We start from the raw sequence: 16,608 nt of genomic DNA on the forward strand, positions 1-16,608 counted from the left end.
GTCTTGCGTTTCCGACTCTATCAGACCGTTTCCCGATCCGATTTCCTCGGTGCTTTCCAGGTTCCCGCTTTCGCGTTTCCCTTTCCGGCGGCTCCGACTTTATCAGAAGTTTCGAGCCGGACTGACCGGCCGCTCATTTTCCGATTCATCGGGAGTGGCTTCTTCGAAATCGATGTTTCCGAGAAGCAGACAGACACTCACTGTTGCCGACCGGACTAGATCCAGTTCCAGGCAACTGTTCGAATCTACCTCCCCACTTGGTCCGTGTCAACGGCTCCTGTGGGGCGAAGGAGAGACTAACAGGTCAGGAGGTGCGGCCGCACATCAGGCGGCCGTCGGCACCGTGGCGCTGCGCTCGGCTGCATCGACGTCACCCGTCTCTCCGGCACGGGCCGCTCGGCCGCCCAGGACGAAGACGTACACGAGGAACGCGAGCTCTACAGCGACCCCGATGCCTATTCGAGCCCACGTGGGCAGGCCCGACGGGGTGACGAAGCCTTCGATGGCGCCTGAGACGAAGAGGACGAGCGCGAGACCGATCGCCATGCCCACGGCGGCGCGGCCCTCCTCGGCGAGGGCCGTGCGTCGGGAGCGGGGGCCCGGGTCTATGAGGGTCCAGCCGAGGCGAAGGCCGGTGCCGGCGGCCACGAAGACAGCGGTCAGTTCGAGCAGGCCGTGTGGGAGGACGAGGCCGAGGAAGGTGTCGAGCCTGCCGGCCGAGGACATCAGCCCGAAGCCGACCCCGAGGTTGAGCATGTTCTGGAGGAGGATCCAGAGGACGGGCAGGCCGAGGAAGACGCCCAGGATCAGGCACTGGGCGGCGGCCCAGGCGTTGTTCGTCCAGACCTGGGCGGCGAAGGACGCCGCAGGGTGGCTCGAGTAGTACGTCTCGTACTGCCCCCCTGGGCGGGTGAGTTCACGCAGCTCGCTGGGTGCCGCAATCGTGGCCTGCACCTCTGGGTGGGTGCCTATCCACCAGCCCAGGAGGACGGCGACGACGGTGGACAGAAGCGCTGTGGGGATCCACCAGCGGCGCGATCTGTAGACCGCAGCAGGGAATCCCTGCGTCAGGAAGCGGATGACGTCTCGCCAGGAGGCGCGTCGGGTGCCTGTCACTGCGCTACGCGCGCGTGCCACGAGCTGGCTGAGGCGTCCGGTCAGCTGGGGGTCCGGGGCGCTGGACTGGATCAGAGAGAGGTGGGTGGCTGTGCGCTGGTAGAGCGCGACGAGTTCGTCGGCCTCCGCGCCGGTGAGACGGCGTTGCCGCCCGAGGAGGGCGTCGAGGCGATCCCATTCGGCTCGGTGGGCAGTGACGAAGACGTCGAGGTCCATCGGTTTGCCTGCTCCTCGGCTGTTCGTCGGCGGCTCGTCGTGGGGTCAGCTTTTCGTACTGCGGCGCGATGCGCCCTCAGCTTGGCAGACTGACCGTTCACGGGGCAGGCCAGGGGAAGGACTACGGGCGTGAGTGAGCTTGTGACGGGCGAGGCGGTGGCGCTGGAGTTGCGCCCCGCAAGGCTGCCCAGCAGGGCGCTTGCAGTGTTGCTCGACCTGGTCGTGGCCATGGTCGTCTACGTGGTGCTGACCATCGCTCTGGTCGCTGCCACCGCTTCGCTGGACGACGCGGCACAGATCGCGGTGTCGATCGCGACGTCCGTTCTGGTGCTGGTGGGCGGGCCGATCGCGGTCGAGACGCTCAGCCATGGGCGGTCGCTAGGAAAGTTGGCGTGTGGGCTGCGGGTAGTGCGGGACGACGGGGGGCCGATCCGGTTCCGGCATGCGCTGGTTCGGGGTGGGATCGGTGTGGTCGAGATCGTGATGACGTTCGGGGTCGTCGCCTGCATCGCATCCCTTGTGTCGGCTCGGGGACGTCGGCTCGGCGACGTGTTCGCCGGGACTCTCGTCGTTCGGGAAAGGGTGCCTGCGGTGCGGACGGGCTTCTTGCCTCCGCCGCCGCCCTGGCTGGCCGGGAGGTTCTCCGGGCTTGATCTGTCTGCGGTTCCCGACGGGTTGTGGCTCGCCATCCGTCAGTACCTGTCGCGCATGCAACAGCTGGACCCGCAGGTCGGCGGGGCGATGGCGCAGCGGCTCGCCTCGGATCTCTCGGCGCGTACGGGTACGCCGGTGCCGCAGGGGGTTCCGCCGGCGGCGTATCTGGCGGCTGTGGTGCAGGAGCGGCAGGCCCGGGAGGCACGACGGACCTTCGCGAATGGATCCGCGGTGGGGAGCCCGGCTGCGAGTGGGTGGCCTGCGGGTGCATTGCGCCCGGCTGGTTCGCCTGGCTCCTACGAACCTCCCGCCGGCTTCCCTCCGGTGACGGCACCGCCGGCTGCTCATGCGGCGCAGACGGCTGCCGTCGGACGGCAGGCTGAGGGGCCGACGCAGGAAGCTCCGGCACATGAGACGGCGCAGACCGCGGAGCAGCATGCGTCGTCGAGCCACCGTCCAGCCGGCAACGGGGGCGGAACCACCGAGTCCACCGGGTTCGTGCCACCGGCGTAGGGCCGTGGCGGCCGCCGTAGGAGCCGCCTGGCCCAGGCGGCTCTATCCGCGTGTTCCCCCTGCAACGCATGCGAACGTCTCGCTCAGGTGAATGTGGACGGCGGCGATTCGAGGTCTTCGAGCTCGATGCCGGGCGCGGCGAGCACCACGTCACCGGCGATGTGTACGGCGTACTGCTCGCCCGTGTCCAGGGCTGTGACCTGGTATTCGTCCACGGCCAGGGGGGCGTTGTCAGTGGCGTGTGTTTCTCTGTTCACCAAGGCCCAGGACTGGTCCACGGTGCGCGGGGCGAGGACAGGGTCGGTGAAGGTGACGAGGCGTACGCGGGTTGCTGTGGCGGAGGGGGTGAGGCGCAGGAGACGGGTGGTGGCGATGAGGAACGCGGGGGATGTGCCGGTGAAGGCGTGGGCGCGCACGTTGCCTTCGGTGGCATGTGTTCCGGTCGGGTCTGTCCGGACCCAGGTGACGCCGTCGAGGGCGGCACCGCGGACCTGCCAGCCTGCGGCGTGCAGCTCGAGACGGATGGGGCGCCCCAGCTCGTCGAGGGCGAGGTCGACGGAGCCCCGGTGATCGCCGGCGGGGGTGGTGAGTTGGGACACGTAGCGCCAGCCGGACGGTCCGGGGGCGCAGTGGAAGTGCTCTTCTGCGAGGGGGGTGTGATCGTGCGGATCGTGGAGCGAATAACGGCCGCGGGGCATGGGGGTCCTGGGTCTTGACGGGCTGGTCCGGCCGACGGGCCGCAGAGCCAAAGGGGCAGGCCCCCGGCACGGGGGTGCGGGGGCCTGCCTCGGAGGAACTGCTGCTGGTGAGCGCGTCAGCGCACCGACGCGCTCACCATCCGCTGTGCCGAGCCGCTCAGTAGCGGTAGTGGTCCGACTTGTACGGGCCCTCGACCTGGACGCCGATGTACGCGGCCTGCTCGGGGCGGAGCGTGGTCAGCTTCACGCCGAGCGAGTCCAGGTGGAGACGGGCGACCTTCTCGTCGAGGTGCTTGGGCAGCGTGTACACGCCGGTCGGGTACTCGTCGGGCTTGGTGAACAGCTCGATCTGGGCCAGGGTCTGGTCCGCGAAGGAGTTGGACATCACGAACGACGGGTGGCCGGTGGCGTTGCCCAGGTTCAGCAGACGGCCCTCGGACAGGATGATGATCACCTTGCCGTCGGGGAAGGTCCAGGTGTGGACCTGCGGCTTGACCTCGTCCTTGACGATGCCTGGGATCTTGGCGAGGCCGGCCATGTCGATCTCGTTGTCGAAGTGGCCGATGTTGCCCACGATCGCCTGGTGCTTCATCTTGGCCATGTCCGAGGCCATGATGATGTCCTTGTTGCCGGTCGTGGTGACGAAGATGTCGGCCTTGTCGACGACCTCGTCGAGCGTGGTGACCTGGTAGCCCGAGCTGGGTCCACTTCTGCGAGCCGTTGGTGATGGTGCGGTGCAGGAGCTCGAGGATGACGCGGTGCTCGTCGGACTCGGCGGTGTCGACGGAGGGGACCTTGCCGTCCTTCTCGTACTCGACGCCCTTGTGGACGAGGAGGGTGGCGTCACCGCCGTCGTCGAGGATCATGTTGGGGCCGCCGGTGGGGCTGTCCGGCCAGGTCAGCGCCTGCTCCGTGCACCACCAGTACTCCTCCAGGGTCTCGCCCTTCCAGGCGAAGACCGGGATGCCCTGCGGGTTCTCGGGCGTGCCGTTCGGGCCGACGGCGATGGCGGCGGCCGCGTGGTCCTGGGTGGAGAAGATGTTGCAGGACGCCCAGCGGACCTCGGCGCCCAGGGCGACCAGGGTCTCGATGAGCACGGCGGTCTGCACGGTCATGTGCAGGGAACCGGTGACACGGGCGCCGGCCAGCGGCTGGGTCTCGGCGTACTCCTTGCGGATCGCCATCAGGCCGGGCATCTCGTGCTCGGCGAGGGTGATCTCCTTGCGGCCGAAGGCGGCCAGGGAGAGGTCGGCGACCTTGAAGTCCTGTCGGTTCTCGACAGTCGTCATTGCGAGCTGCTCCTCGGGGTTGGGGCGAGGTGGGTACGGCTGGTCTGCGCGGCGGCTGGCACAGGGGTGCCCAAGAGGACACAGGATGCCCGCGTGCGCGCAGCGCAGTCCGTCGGAGGCCCTCTCTCCCTCGGTCGGTCCGCGGTGGGACCGCCCGACCGCCATCAGCAGCGACGTCTGGCTCGGTTCCAAGCTACACCGGCCGCCCCGGCGACCCCAGTCCGCCTTCGAACACATCGCGCCGGTCGAGCGTTCGGCGGGTGCCGGCCGCGAGGGTCGGGAGAGCGATAACAGGGCACCTACGAACGGGAGAACAGGAGGCAGCAGACCAGGTCGAACAGGGACTTCCGCGCCTTTGAGCAGGGCGGCGGATGTTGCAGGATGCCAGGAGATCGGGAACCACTGATCGATCTTGCGGGGCGCCCGGGACGGCGTTTCGCGCGACAAAGGCGTTAGGAGATCGATGTGACCAATCCGGCCGGCCCTCCCCCCACGGGCGGCGGCAGTGGCGAGCAGAGGCGGCTGAAGCTGCTCGCGGTGACCGCATGCCCGACCGGCATCGCACACACATATATGGCCGCGGAGAAGCTCGCGCAGGCTGCCGAGAGCCGTGGCATCGACATGAAGGTGGAGACGCAGGGGTCCATCGGGGCTGAAAACGTCCTCGGCGACAACGATGTCAGAACCGCGGACGGCGTCATCGTGGCCGCGGACAAGGATGTGGATCTGAGCCGCTTTGCAGGCAAGAGGGTGCTGACCGTGGGGGTGGCGGAGGGGATTCACCACCCTGAGCAGTTGATCGAACGAGTGCGCTCGGCGCCTGTCCATACGGCTGGTGGTGTGCCGACGGCGGCGTCTCTGGTGGACGGTGGCAAGCAGCGGAGCACGGTCTACAAGGCGCTGATGAACGGTGTCTCGTACATGATCCCGTTCGTCGTGGTCGGCGGTCTGCTGATCGCCGTATCGCTCGCGCTCGGAGGTGACGCGACGGCGAAGGGTTATGTCATCCCGGAGGGCACCTTCTGGGCCGACGTGAACCAGATCGGCGTCGTCGGCTTCCAGCTGATGATCCCGATCCTGTCCGGGTACATCGCCTACGCCATCGCCGACCGGCCCGCGCTCGTGCCGGGCATGATCGGTGGCTGGATCGCCAACACCGGGTCGTTGTACGACTCCAAGGCCGGTGCCGGGTTCATCGGGGCGATCGTGACCGGGTTTCTCGCCGGGTATCTGGTGCTGTGGATCAAGAAGGTCAGGGTCCCGAAGTTCGTACAGCCGATCATGCCGATCATCGTGATCCCGATTGTGGCGACGACGGTGCTCGGGATGTTCTTCATCTACGTCATCGGAAAGCCGATCTCGTGGGTGTTCGAGCATCTGACCAGCTGGCTCAGTGGAATGACGGGTACGAGTGCGGTTCTGCTCGGCGCGATTCTGGGGCTCATGATCGCGTTCGACATGGGCGGGCCGGTGAACAAGACGGCGTTCCTGTTCGGCGCCGGGCTCATCGCGACCGGCAACCAGACGGTCATGGGGATGTGCGCGGCCGCGATCCCGGTCATGCCGCTGGGTCAGGGGCTGGCGACGCTGATACGGCAACGGCTCTACACCGAGCAGGAGCGGGAGACCGGTTTCGCGTCCCTGTTCATGGGCTGTTTCGGTATCTCGGAGGGTGCGATCCCGTTCGCGGCGGCGCGGCCCGCGCAGGTCATTCCGGCCAACATGCTCGGCGGCGCGGTGGCCGGTGCGGTCGCCGGGATCGCGGGAGTGAAGGACGCGGTTCCGCACGGTGGGCCGATCGTGGCCCTGCTGGGCGCGGTGAGCGGCGTACCGATGTTCTTCGTGGCCGTGGTGATCGGCACGGTGGTCACGTCGCTGACCACGGTGACGCTGGTCGACCTCGCTGAGCGCAGGCGGAGCGGTGCGGCGGTGGTCGGTGCGGGGGTGGCGGATGCCGAGGCCGCGCTGGTCCCGGTCGGCGCTGGTGTGTCGTCGAGTTCGGGCGAGCATGCCGTCGTGGGGCCGCGGGCCGAGCATGGATCCACGCCGTCCGCTTCCGGTTCGGGGGGTGCGGGCTCAGCGCCCGCGGCCGATCCTGCCGGTGCCGCCGAACCCGGTGGCGAGGTCCTCTCCGGCTACCTCACCGAGCAGACCGTCAAGGTCCGGCTCGACGCGCAGGAGAAGGAGGCCGCCATCCGGGAGATGGCGGACCTGCTGGCCCGCAGCGGCGAGGTCGCGGACGTGGACGAGCTCGTGCGGACGGCGCTGCGGCGCGAGGAGCAGGGCAGCACCGGGCTCGGTGAGGAGATCGCGATTCCGCATGCCAAGACGGACGCGGTGACGGCGCCGGTGGTCGGGTTCGCACGCTCCGACGAGGGCGTCGAGTGGGGCTCGATGGACGGTACGAAGGCGCGGCTGGTGTTCATGATCGCCGTACCGGAGGCGGCCGCGGGCGATGAGCATCTGCGGATTCTGGCCTTGCTGTCGCGGAAGTTGACGGACGCCGGGTTCCGGGAACGGCTGACGGCGGCCACGGACGAGCGGGCGGTCCTCGGTGTGCTGAGCGAGATCCGGTAGCCGGCTCAGGGCCCGCGCCCGTCGAGGGCGCGGGCCAGCACAGCCGGTTCACAGCCGGCGGCTACCCTCTGCGCGGCGCGGATGTTCCGCGTGGGGAGGGAGTGGCGATGAGCAGGGCGCGGAAGCTCGGGATCTGGGCCGGGGTGCTGGGGCCGCTGGGGGTCGTGCTGGTGGTTGCGGCGCTGGTGAGCCTGTGGACGGGCTACCACGGCACCACGGTGGCCGGCGACAGCATGTCGCCGACGTACACACAGGGGCAGCAGCTGGTGTACGAGCGCATGGACGGGACCGGGGTGCGGCGGGGCGACGTCGTGCTCTACTCGGCGCCGGAGCGCTACCAGGGCGCCGTCGTCATGCAGCGCGTCATCGGTGTCGGCGGCGATCACATCGTCTGCTGTACGGGGGAAGGGCGAGGGTGAGCGGCTCCTAGTGAACGGCAAACCGCTCGACGAGCCGTACCTGGCAGGCGGCATCGCCGACGGGATGCACCAGACGTACGCCGTGAAGGTGCCCGAGGGCCGGCTCTTCCTGCTCGGTGATCACCGGTCGAACTCGCGGGACTCGCGGGCCTTTCCCGACGATCACGGCGGCACCGTCCCGGTGAGCGCGGTCCAGGGCCGTGTGACGGACGACTACACCGGGCCGGCCCTGCTCGGGGTGGCCGCGCTGGTGGGGGGCTTGATGGCGCTCACGGGGCTCGGCCTGGGGATCGCGGCCGTGGCCGTACGGAAGCGGATCGTGGTGCCCCCGTCTGTGCCCTGGGCCGTGCAGGTGTGACGGCGGGGCCCACCGAGTGTTCGGCGGGCCCCGTCGTCGTACGGCGAAGTGCCGTACGGCGCAGTGGTGTCAGTGGTCGGCAGGGTGCGGCGCCGGTCCGCCGGGCGTGGCCTCGCGGTCGGGGCCCTTCGCCGCCTCGGCCTCGCTGTAGATGTCCGGCTCGAGGTAGATGACACGGGCGATGGGGACCGCGGCGCGGATGCGGGCCTCGGCGGCGTTGATGGCGGAGGCGACCTCGGCGGCCGTGTCGTCGTGCTGGACGGCGATCTTGGCTGCGATCAGCAGTTCCTCGGGGCCGAGGTGGAGCGTGCGCATGTGGATGATGCCGGTGACGGTGTCGCCGTCGACGATGGCCGCCTCGATCTGCTTGACCTCGTCGATCCCGGCGGCCTCGCCGAGGAGGAGGGACTTGGTCTCGGCGGCGAGGACGAGGGCGATCAGCACGAGCAGGACGCCGATGCAGACTGTGCCGATGCCGTCCCAGACGCCGTCGCCGGTGAGCAGGGCGAGGCCGACACCGCCGAGCGCCAGGACCAGACCGATCAGGGCGCCGAAGTCCTCCAGGAGGACCACGGGCAGCTCGGGCGCCTTGGCGCGGCGGATGAACTGCGACCAGGACAGCTTGCCGCGCAGCTCGTTCGACTCCTTGATGGCCGTCTTGAAGGAGAAGCCTTCGGCGATGATCGCGAAGACGAGGACACCCACCGGCCAGTACCAGTGCTCCACGTCGTGCGGGTGGCGGATCTTCTCGTAGCCCTCGTAGATGGCGAACATGCCGCCGACCGAGAAGAGGACGATGGAGACGAGGAAGGCGTAGATGTACCGCTCGCGGCCGTAGCCGAAGGGGTGCTGCGGGGTGGCCTCGCGCTGCGCCTTCTTGCCGCCGATCAGCAGCAGGAACTGGTTGCCCGAGTCGGCGAGCGAGTGGACGCCCTCGGCGAGCATCGACGACGAACCGCTGAACGCGAACGCCACGAACTTCGATGCCGCAATCGCGAGGTTGGCGCCGAGTGCCGCCACGATCGCCCTGGTGCCGCCTGACGCACTCATCTGTCCGCGTTGTCCCTTCGCCTTCGTACGTATGCCGTCCGGGGTCCCGCCTCGTCGCGGCTTTGCCCGTCCTTTGCCGGTGGGCCATTCTTGCAGCCCTGCCCGACGACGGCGCGTCAGGTATCCACAACCCCGGTCATACGATCACAGTGGCCCGGAAGACCGTACCCGCTCCGGACACCTCGGCCTTCTCGCCCGCCGGGACGAAGACCGACTGGCCGGGGCGCAGTTCGTGTTCGCCCGCATGCACAGAACCGGCCGTGCAGAGCAGGATCTGCGGGGTGGCGCGGGTGAGGTCGTGGGCGGAGCCGCCCTCGGGGAGGACATAGCGCGACAGCCGGAATTCGTCGATCGGGGTCTCGTAGACCTCTTCGCCGTCCGGGGACGCCTCGGGGCGCAGCACGCCGGGGTCACTGGCCTCGAAGCGGACGATGCGCAGGAGTTCGGGGACGTCGACGTGCTTGGGGGTCAGGCCGCAGCGCAGGACGTTGTCGGAGTTGGCCATGATCTCGACGCCGAGACCGTTGAGGTAGGCGTGCGGGATGCCGGCGCCGAGGAAAAGGGCCTCGCCGGGCTGCAGGCGGACGTAGTTGAGGAGCATGGCGGCGATGACGCCCGGGTCGCCCGGGTAGTGGTGGGCGATGTCCGCGTAGGGCGCGTAGTCGCCGCCGAGGCGGGTGCAGGCGGCCGCGGCTTCGGCGACCGTGTGGTGCATCTCCTCGGGGTCGGCGGTGAGGATCGCCGTGAGGACCTCGCGCAGGGCGGCGTCCTCGGGGTGGGCGTGCAGCAGGTCGACGTACGGCTTGAGGGAGTCGACACCCAGGCCGTCCAGCAGGTCAGCGGCCTGGAGCGGGTCGCGGAAGCCGCAGAGTCCGTCGAACTCGGTGAGCGCGCAGATCAGTTCGGGCTTGTGGTTGGCGTCCTTGTAGTTGCGGTGCGGGGCGTCGACGGGGATGTTGCGGCGCTCCTCGTCCTGGTAACCCTCCTTCGCCTGGGCCAGGTTGGGGTGCACCTGGAGGGAGAGGGGGGCGCCGGCGGCGAGGATCTTGAGGAGGAAGGGCAGGCGGGGGCCGAACTTGGCGACGGCGGCCGGGCCGAGTTCCTTCTCCGGGTCCGCGTCGACGACCTCGACGAGCGTGCCGCGTCCGGTGCGCGAGGGGGCGCCGGGGTGGGCGCCCATCCACATCTCCGCCTGCGGTTCACCGCTCGGTTCGACACCGAGCAGGTGCGGGATCGCGGTGGTCGAACCCCAGGCGTAGGGGCGGACGGTGTTGTCGAGGCGGTCCATGCTGTGTCTTCGTCTCCGTATGTACGCCGCGCTCGGCGGGCGCTGGTCAGTAGGCGCGGGTTGCGCGGGTCAACGTCAGGCCCCCGAGGCAAGCGCCAGGTAAACGGCGGCGAAATCCGTGATGGCGATCAGTTCGGCGAGGGTCTCCAGTTCGCCGCCGGGTTCCGGTTCCAGTTCGCTGATCGGCGTGTCGTGGCTGAGGGCCAGGTCACGAGCGGCGGGGGCGGCGGTGAGGCCTTCGATCGGGCGGTCGCGGAGCAGCACCACGCGCGCGTGCAGGGCGGGCGCTTCCTCTACGCGGTCGCGGAAGAAGTCGTCCGGGTCGGCGCTGGCGGCGAGCGGACCGGCCAGCAGGGCGCCGTGTGCGGCGAGTGCCTCGGGGAGCTCGGCGACGACCGCCGGGCGGCCCGCGAGTTCGGCGAGGGCGGCCGCGAAGCGCCGTCCCGCGGGGCCTGCCGAGACGCCCTCGGTCCATACGACGGGCAGCGTGTCCGCGAGTTCGGCGGCGAGCGTCTTGGCGGGGTTGCTGTAGGTCGCGATGGCGGGGCCGCAGCGTTCGGCGATGTGGTCGAGACGGTCGGCGATCTTCTCGACGGCCTCCGGCGGGGCGGTGACCAGGCCGGTGCGGTCGAGGAGGGCGAGGAGGGGCGTGAGCAGGGCCCACAGGACGCCGGGGGCGGAGGCGGCGAGCTCCTGCCCTTCCTCCTCGTAGGGGGCTGTAGCCATCGGCACGAAGAGGCCGTGGGCGCCTTCCACCGCCTCGGTGAGCGGGGTGCGGGCGGGGGCGACGGCGACGACCGTGCAGCCGCGGCGGTAGGCCGCGTCGGTGAGCAGGGACAGGCCCGGTTCGGTGCCGTCCGGGGTGGTGATCAGGAGCAGGTCGACGCTGCCGGCCCAGCCCGGGAGTTCCCAGCGCAGGGCGCCCGCGGCGGGGGCGACGCCGGTGGGGGCGAGCCGGATGACGGGACTGCCGGGGCCGGCGAGCGTGCCGAGGAGGTCGGCCACGCAGATCGCTGCGGCGCCGGGGCCAGCGATGAGGACCGCGCGGGGGCGGCCGTCGGGCTTGAGGTCGTCCACGCCGGCCTCTGCGGCGTGCCGGGCGGCCGTGCGGACGCGGGCGCCTGCCTCGGCGGCGCCGCGGAGCAGGCCGCGGCGGTCGGCCTCCGAGAGGGCCTCGGGAGTGTCGAGCAGCGATTCGTCGAGCATGGGCGGCAGCCTCCGATCGCCGGGGGTTCTTTGTGTGCGCGCCGGGGTCGTACCCGCGGCGGGGGCTTCCTGCGCGGGTGCCCTTTGCGGGCGCCTTCTTGCGCGGGTGGCCGGGCTCGGCGTTACGCGGGGCGGCGGGCCTCGTCGACGAGCAGGACGGGGATGCCGTCGCGGATGGGGTAGGCCAGGCCGCAGTCCTTGCCCGTGCAGACCAGCTCGGTTTCCTGCTCCTTGGTTTCCTGCCCCTCGGTTTCCTGCTCCTTGAGCGGGGCGTGGCAGGCCGGGCAGGCGAGGATCTCCAGGAGGCCGGCTTCGAGCGGCATGGGTGTGTCCCTTCGGGGGTGCGCGCGTGTGCGTGTGCGGATGTGCCTGGTCAGCGTACCGCCGTGGGGGGCGGGGTGCCGGGGTTGGGACGGGGTCGGGTCGGGTGGCTGTGGGAGGGGATCGCCCCCGCCGCCCCTACCCGTCCCGTCCCAGGGGCGCGGCCCCTTCGGCCCCGCCAGGGGGCTCCGCCCCTGGACCCCCTGTCGGTCTGAACGGCCTCGTCCTCAAACGCCGGACGGGCTGAAAACTCGAACGCCGGACGGGTTGAAAGACTTCAGACACCGGACGGGCTGAAAGACTCAGACACCGGACGGGCTGGGCGGTTCACCCTCGGATGATCGCCAGAGCCTCGTCCCGGATCTTCGTCATCGTCGCCTCGTCCCTCGCCTCTGCGTTCAGCCTGAGCAGCGGTTCCGTGTTGGAGGGGCGGACGTTGAACCACCAGTCGGTGGAGGTGACCGTCAGGCCGTCGAGTTCGTCGAGGGCGATGTCCTCGCGGGCGCCGTACGCCGCCTTGATGGCCGCCAGGCGGCCGGCCTGGTCGGCGACCGTGGAGTTGATCTCGCCGGAGCCTACGTAGCGGTCGTACTCGGCGACGAGTTCGGAAAGCGGGCCGTCCTGGCCGCCGAGGGCCGCGAGGACGTGGAGGGCGGCCAGCATGCCCGTGTCGGCGTTCCAGAAGTCCTTGAAGTAGTAGTGCGCCGAGTGTTCGCCGCCGAAGATCGCGCCCGACTTGGCCATTTCGGCCTTGATGAAGGAGTGGCCGACTCGGGTACGGGCCGGGGTGCCGCCGTGTTCGCGCACCACCTCGGGGACCGACCAGGAGGTGATCAGGTTGTGGATGATCACGCCCTTGCCGCCGTTCCTGGCCAGCTCGCGCGCGGCCACCAGGGCCGTGATGGCGGACGGTGGGACCGGGTCGCCGTGCTCGTCGACGACGAAGCAGCGGTCCGCGTCGCCGTCGAAGGCGATGCCCAGGTCGGCGGACTCCTCGCGCACGCGCTGCTGCAGGTCGACGAGGTTCGCCGGGTCCAGCGGGTTCGCCTCGTGGTTCGGGAACGTGCCGTCGAGTTCGAAGTACATGGGTACGACGGTCAGGGGCAGGCCCGCGAAGACCGTGGGGACGGTGTGGCCGCCCATGCCGTTGCCCGCGTCGACGACGACCTTCAGGGGGCGGACGGAGGTCAGGTCGACGAGGGAGCGGAGGTGGGCCGCGTAGTCCGACAACGTGTCGCGCGAGGTGATGGTTCCCGGCTCGGCTGCCGGCTCGGGAGCGCCCGACTCGCTCCACTGCTCGGCCAGTTCGCGGATCCGGGACAGGCCCGTGTCCTGGCCCACCGGCGCCGCGCCCGCGCGGCACAGCTTGATGCCGTTGTACTGCGCCGGATTGTGCGAGGCCGTGAACATCGCGCCCGGCAGGTTCAGGGCGCCCGAGGCGTAGTAGAGCTGGTCGGTCGAGCACAGGCCGATCTCGGTCACGTCGACGCCCTGTGCGGCCGCCCCGCGCGCGAAGGCGCGCGACAGGCCCGGCGACGAAGGCCGCATGTCGTGGCCGGTCACGATCGCGTCCGCCCCGGTCACCTGGACGAAGGCCGCCCCGAAGAGCTCGGCCAGCGACTCGTCCCACTGGTCCGGGACCACCCCGCGTACGTCGTACGCCTTCACGATCTGCGACAGATCAGCAGCCACGGCCAACCCTCCTGAAGTCCTATCGGTCGCCTCAAACTACCCGTACCGGTTGGCCGAGCGCTGCGCGGACTCAGAGTGGACTCCCAGCCGTAACCTCAGGTCAGAGCAGGGTGAGAAACCGGGAAGAACCGGGGCAGGATCCGGGAAGAGCGGGACAGGGTCCGCCACGGGTCAGGGCAGCATCCAGTCCAGGACCGGTGAGCTCTGGCCCACCACGATCAGGCACATCACCAGCAGCAGGCCTACGCTCCAGGGCAGCACCTTGCGCAGGAGGTCCCCCTCGCGGCCCGCGAGGCCCACGGCCGCGCACGCGATGGTGAGGTTCTGCGGCGAGATCATCTTGCCGAGGACGCCGCCCGAACTGTTGGCAGCGGCCAGGAGTTCGGGCGACAGGCCGGACTCGCGGGCCGCGGTCACCTGCAGGGCTCCGAAGAGCGCGTTGGCCGAGGTGTCCGAGCCGGAGACCGCCACCCCGAACCAGCCCAGGACGGGTGACAGGAAGGCCAGTCCGGCTCCCGCAGCCGCCACGAAGTGGCCGATGTGGCCCGCCTGTCCGGAGAGGTTCATGACGTACGCCGAGCGCCAGCACGGACGTCACGGTCAGGATCGCGAACCTCAGCTCGTGCACGGTCGCCAGCCACTCCTTGACGGCCACGCGCGCGTGCACGCCGAGTACGACCGCCGTGCAGACTCCGGCGAGCAGCACGAGCGTGCCGCCCGTCGACACGATCGGCCAGGTGAAGGCATTGCCGCCGACCGGCTTCCCGTCCGGCCCGGCGACATCCAGGTACGGCCGGTCGTACGTCTGCGTCACCCGGGCCAGCCGGTCCTTGACCGCCGGGATCTGCGCGACCCAGAAGATCGCGACGATGAGCGCGTACGGGGCGTAGGCGCGCAGGACTTCGCGCCGCGGGTCCTCCTCGTCCAGCTCCCCGCTGCGTACGCCGGTCAGCACGGACGTGCGCACCGACTCGGTGGCGGGCACGCGCGCGTGCGGCACGGCGACCAGGGCGCCCGCGCCCGCCAAGGACGCGCCGATGTCGGCGAGTTGTGCGGAGACGTAGTTGGAGGTGGCGAACTGGGCGACGGCGAAGGCCACTCCGCACACCAGGGCGGGCACCCAGGTCTCGCGCAGGCCGCGCCGCCCGTCCACGAGCCGGACCAGGACGAGCGGCACCACCAGTGCCAGCAGCGGCGTCTGACGCCCCACCACGGAGGCCACGGAGTCCAGCGGCAGCCCCGTCACCTGCGCGAGGGTCACGACCGGTGTGCCCATCGCCCCGAACGCGACCGGGGCCGTGTTGGCGACGAGCGCGACGACCGCGGCGCGCACGGGGTCGAAGCCGAGGGCGACGAGCATGACGGAGCAGATCGCGACCGGCGCACCGAATCCGGCGAGGGCCTCCAGGAGCGCGCCGAAGCAGAACGCGACCACGAGCGCCTGGATGCGCGGGTCGTCCGAGAGCCGTGCGAAGGAGCGGCGCAGGATGTCGAAGTGCCGGGTGCGGACCGTCATGCGGTACACCCACAGGGCGTTGACCACGATCCACAGGATGGGGAAGAGGCCGAAGACGGCCCCCTGGGCGGCGCTGGAGAGCGTTTGGTCGAGCGGCATGCGGTAGGCGAGCCGGGCGACCAGAACGGCCGCGAGAAGCCCTGTCAGGCCTGCCAGATGCGCTTTCGTGCGCACTCCGCCGAGCAGGATCAGGACGATCAACAGGGGCAGGACCGCGACGAGGGCGGACAGGCCGAGCGAGTCGGCGACGGGTTCCATTTCCTGGACGTACACGGGCGCCTCCCTGGATTCCGGCATGCGGAAAGCGATTTCCCGCCGGTGGCATCACCGGAATGGCCGTGTCCGCGACAAGGGCGCGTCAACGGGTGTGCATCACTGGGCGGAACGGGAGGATTGGACGGAGGCGCTCAGTTGTCCGGAGACCGCAGTACCCGCAGATGCCCGCGCCGCGCGACCTCCATCGGGTCCGCCGTGCGCGCCCCGCCACCGCCGGCGCCTGCCGCCCGCTCCTGGGGGCGGGCCGCCTCGCGCACCGCATTGGCAAGCGCTTCCAGGTCGTCGCCGCTGGGGCGGGCCGGAGCGGAACCGTCGAGCAGTCGGACGACCTCCCAGCCGCGCGGGGCGGTGAGGCGCTCGGAGTGCTCGGCACACAGGTCGTAGCAGTGGGGTTCGGCGTAGGTGGCGAGCGGGCCGAGGACCGCGGTCGAGTCGGCGTAGACGTACGTCAGCGTCGCGACGGCGGGACGGCCGCAAGCGGTGCGCGAACAGCGACGTACAGGGCTCACGACGTTGGACGGTACCGCACTCTTGAGCGGGCCGCGACGACTCTCCCCCAGGTCACTCCACCGTGTCGTACTGTGAAACACCCCACACACTTCCCGTGGAACACGCCGCTGACCTGCACGGACGCGCATTCACACGGCCTCGCGCACCCCTTCGCCCGATCAACACACCGTACAAACACCGTCAATTGCCCCAAGATCGCCGGTCTCGGAGAGATACGGAAACGAGCCCAACCTTGGCTGGAATGGTCATCCTGCGACAGGCCGTCCAGGGGGGTCCGAGGCACTCCGGCCGGCCGCGTGGGGCACGGCGTGCGGTCCCGGCGGGGACTACGCTTCACCAGTGATGGACAACCCCGTACCGCCCCGTGCCGCCCGCCCCGGGCCCCGCCGTCGTGATCGCCACGGCCGGGGCATGCGCGGCCCGATCGCGCCGCCCCAGGTACCGCTCGCCGCGAGCCGTGCAGAGGCGTTCGCGGATCTGGTGCAGGACTCCGTGGAGCGACTGGAACGGCGGTGGCCGCAGCTCGCCGAGATCGATTTCCTCGTCCTGGAGGTGCCGCGTCTGGACGGCCCGGCCGAGGCCTGGAGCGACGAGGCGGTGCCGTTGGGCGGCACGATTCCCTCCCGGGAGGGGCGGCCGGCACGGGTGGTCGTGTACCGGCGGCCCGTGGAGATCCGTACGAAGGGGCGCGACGAGCGGGCGGCTCTGGTGCACGAGGTCGTTGTCGAGCAGGTCGCCGAGTTGCTGGGGCTCACTCCGGAGACGGTGGATCCGCGGTACGGCGAGGACTGAGCCGGCGTTCAGCTGGCACCCGGCGGTGGTGTGGCCCTGCTGGGGGCTGCCGCCCCCAGACCCCCGCTTCGGCCTGAACGGCCTCGTCCTCAAACGCCGGACGGGCTGAAAAATCAA

The 16,608-nt window shown here is 70.3% G+C and carries 13 protein-coding genes and 2 pseudogenes; 5 read left to right on the forward strand and 10 right to left on the reverse strand.

Annotated features, from left to right (window positions below; all coding sequences use genetic code 11):
- Window positions 1-324 precede the first annotated feature (324 nt).
- Window positions 325-1,332: a stage II sporulation protein M gene (locus tag IH68_RS0131140; protein ID WP_030941639.1), complete on the reverse strand. Its 1,008-nt coding sequence runs from the start codon at window positions 1,330-1,332 to the stop codon at window positions 325-327.
- Between the two features lie 129 nt (window positions 1,333-1,461).
- Here IH68_RS0131140 and IH68_RS0131145 point away from each other — a divergent pair, with 129 nt between their 5' ends.
- Complete coding sequence (locus tag IH68_RS0131145) at window positions 1,462-2,499, forward strand: RDD family protein (protein ID WP_037885556.1); 1,038 nt, start codon at window positions 1,462-1,464, stop codon at window positions 2,497-2,499.
- Window positions 2,500-2,582: 83 nt separating this feature from the next.
- Here IH68_RS0131145 and IH68_RS0131150 read toward each other — a convergent pair whose 3' ends face one another.
- Both IH68_RS0131150 and IH68_RS50335 read right to left on the reverse strand, forming a co-directional pair.
- The gene (locus IH68_RS0131150; protein ID WP_030941643.1) at window positions 2,583-3,197 is read right to left on the reverse strand and encodes a hypothetical protein; all 615 of its coding nucleotides are present in this window, start codon (window positions 3,195-3,197) and stop codon (window positions 2,583-2,585) included.
- 157 nt (window positions 3,198-3,354) lie between these two features.
- Window positions 3,355-4,486 (reverse strand): annotated as a pseudogene (locus IH68_RS50335) (adenosylhomocysteinase).
- 465 nt (window positions 4,487-4,951) lie between these two features.
- On the opposite strand from IH68_RS50335, the gene IH68_RS0131160 reads away from it, so the two are divergent.
- From IH68_RS0131160 to IH68_RS59225, 3 genes are all read left to right on the forward strand, one after another.
- Window positions 4,952-7,063, forward strand: a complete 2,112-nt coding sequence (locus tag IH68_RS0131160) for a fructose-specific PTS transporter subunit EIIC (RefSeq protein WP_030941646.1) — start codon at window positions 4,952-4,954, stop codon at window positions 7,061-7,063.
- Window positions 7,064-7,170: 107 nt separating this feature from the next.
- Entirely contained in the window at window positions 7,171-7,482 is a 312-nt protein-coding gene (locus IH68_RS59220; protein WP_267883747.1) for a S26 family signal peptidase, read from the forward strand.
- A 10-nt stretch (window positions 7,483-7,492) separates the two neighbouring features.
- A complete protein-coding gene (locus tag IH68_RS59225; RefSeq protein ID WP_267883748.1) occupies window positions 7,493-7,840 on the forward strand; it encodes a S26 family signal peptidase in 348 nt (115 codons plus the stop codon).
- 69 nt (window positions 7,841-7,909) lie between these two features.
- Here the strand turns inward: IH68_RS59225 and IH68_RS0131170 are convergent, their stop codons facing one another.
- The 7 genes and pseudogenes from IH68_RS0131170 to IH68_RS0131200 all read right to left on the reverse strand — a co-directional run bounded on the left by IH68_RS0131170 (window position 7,910) and on the right by IH68_RS0131200 (window position 15,698).
- Window positions 7,910-8,890, reverse strand: coding sequence for a cation diffusion facilitator family transporter (locus IH68_RS0131170; RefSeq protein WP_030941648.1), 981 nt, complete (start codon window positions 8,888-8,890; stop codon window positions 7,910-7,912).
- A gap of 136 nt (window positions 8,891-9,026) precedes the next feature.
- Window positions 9,027-10,178, reverse strand: a complete 1,152-nt coding sequence (gene manA / locus IH68_RS0131175) for a mannose-6-phosphate isomerase, class I (protein WP_030941650.1) — start codon at window positions 10,176-10,178, stop codon at window positions 9,027-9,029.
- 75 nt (window positions 10,179-10,253) lie between these two features.
- Window positions 10,254-11,384, reverse strand: coding sequence for an SIS domain-containing protein (locus IH68_RS0131180; RefSeq protein ID WP_030941651.1), 1,131 nt, complete (start codon window positions 11,382-11,384; stop codon window positions 10,254-10,256).
- 122 nt (window positions 11,385-11,506) lie between these two features.
- Entirely contained in the window at window positions 11,507-11,707 is a 201-nt protein-coding gene (locus IH68_RS0131185; protein WP_030941653.1) for a Trm112 family protein, read from the reverse strand.
- Window positions 11,708-12,032: 325 nt separating this feature from the next.
- Complete coding sequence (locus IH68_RS0131190) at window positions 12,033-13,397, reverse strand: phosphomannomutase/phosphoglucomutase (RefSeq protein ID WP_030941655.1); 1,365 nt, start codon at window positions 13,395-13,397, stop codon at window positions 12,033-12,035.
- 171 nt (window positions 13,398-13,568) lie between these two features.
- Window positions 13,569-15,186 (reverse strand): annotated as a pseudogene (locus IH68_RS50345) (L-lactate permease).
- 134 nt (window positions 15,187-15,320) lie between these two features.
- Window positions 15,321-15,698, reverse strand: coding sequence for a DUF3499 domain-containing protein (locus IH68_RS0131200; RefSeq protein ID WP_030941657.1), 378 nt, complete (start codon window positions 15,696-15,698; stop codon window positions 15,321-15,323).
- Between the two features lie 343 nt (window positions 15,699-16,041).
- On the opposite strand from IH68_RS0131200, the gene IH68_RS0131205 reads away from it, so the two are divergent.
- On the forward strand, window positions 16,042-16,491 hold the full coding sequence (locus IH68_RS0131205) for a metallopeptidase family protein (protein ID WP_078912687.1): 450 nt from the start codon (window positions 16,042-16,044) through the stop codon (window positions 16,489-16,491).
- Window positions 16,492-16,608 lie beyond the last annotated feature (117 nt).

The sequence above is a fragment of the Streptomyces sp. NRRL S-646 genome (assembly GCF_000720765.1).
In the GTDB taxonomy this organism is placed as follows: Bacteria; Actinomycetota; Actinomycetes; order Streptomycetales; family Streptomycetaceae; genus Streptomyces.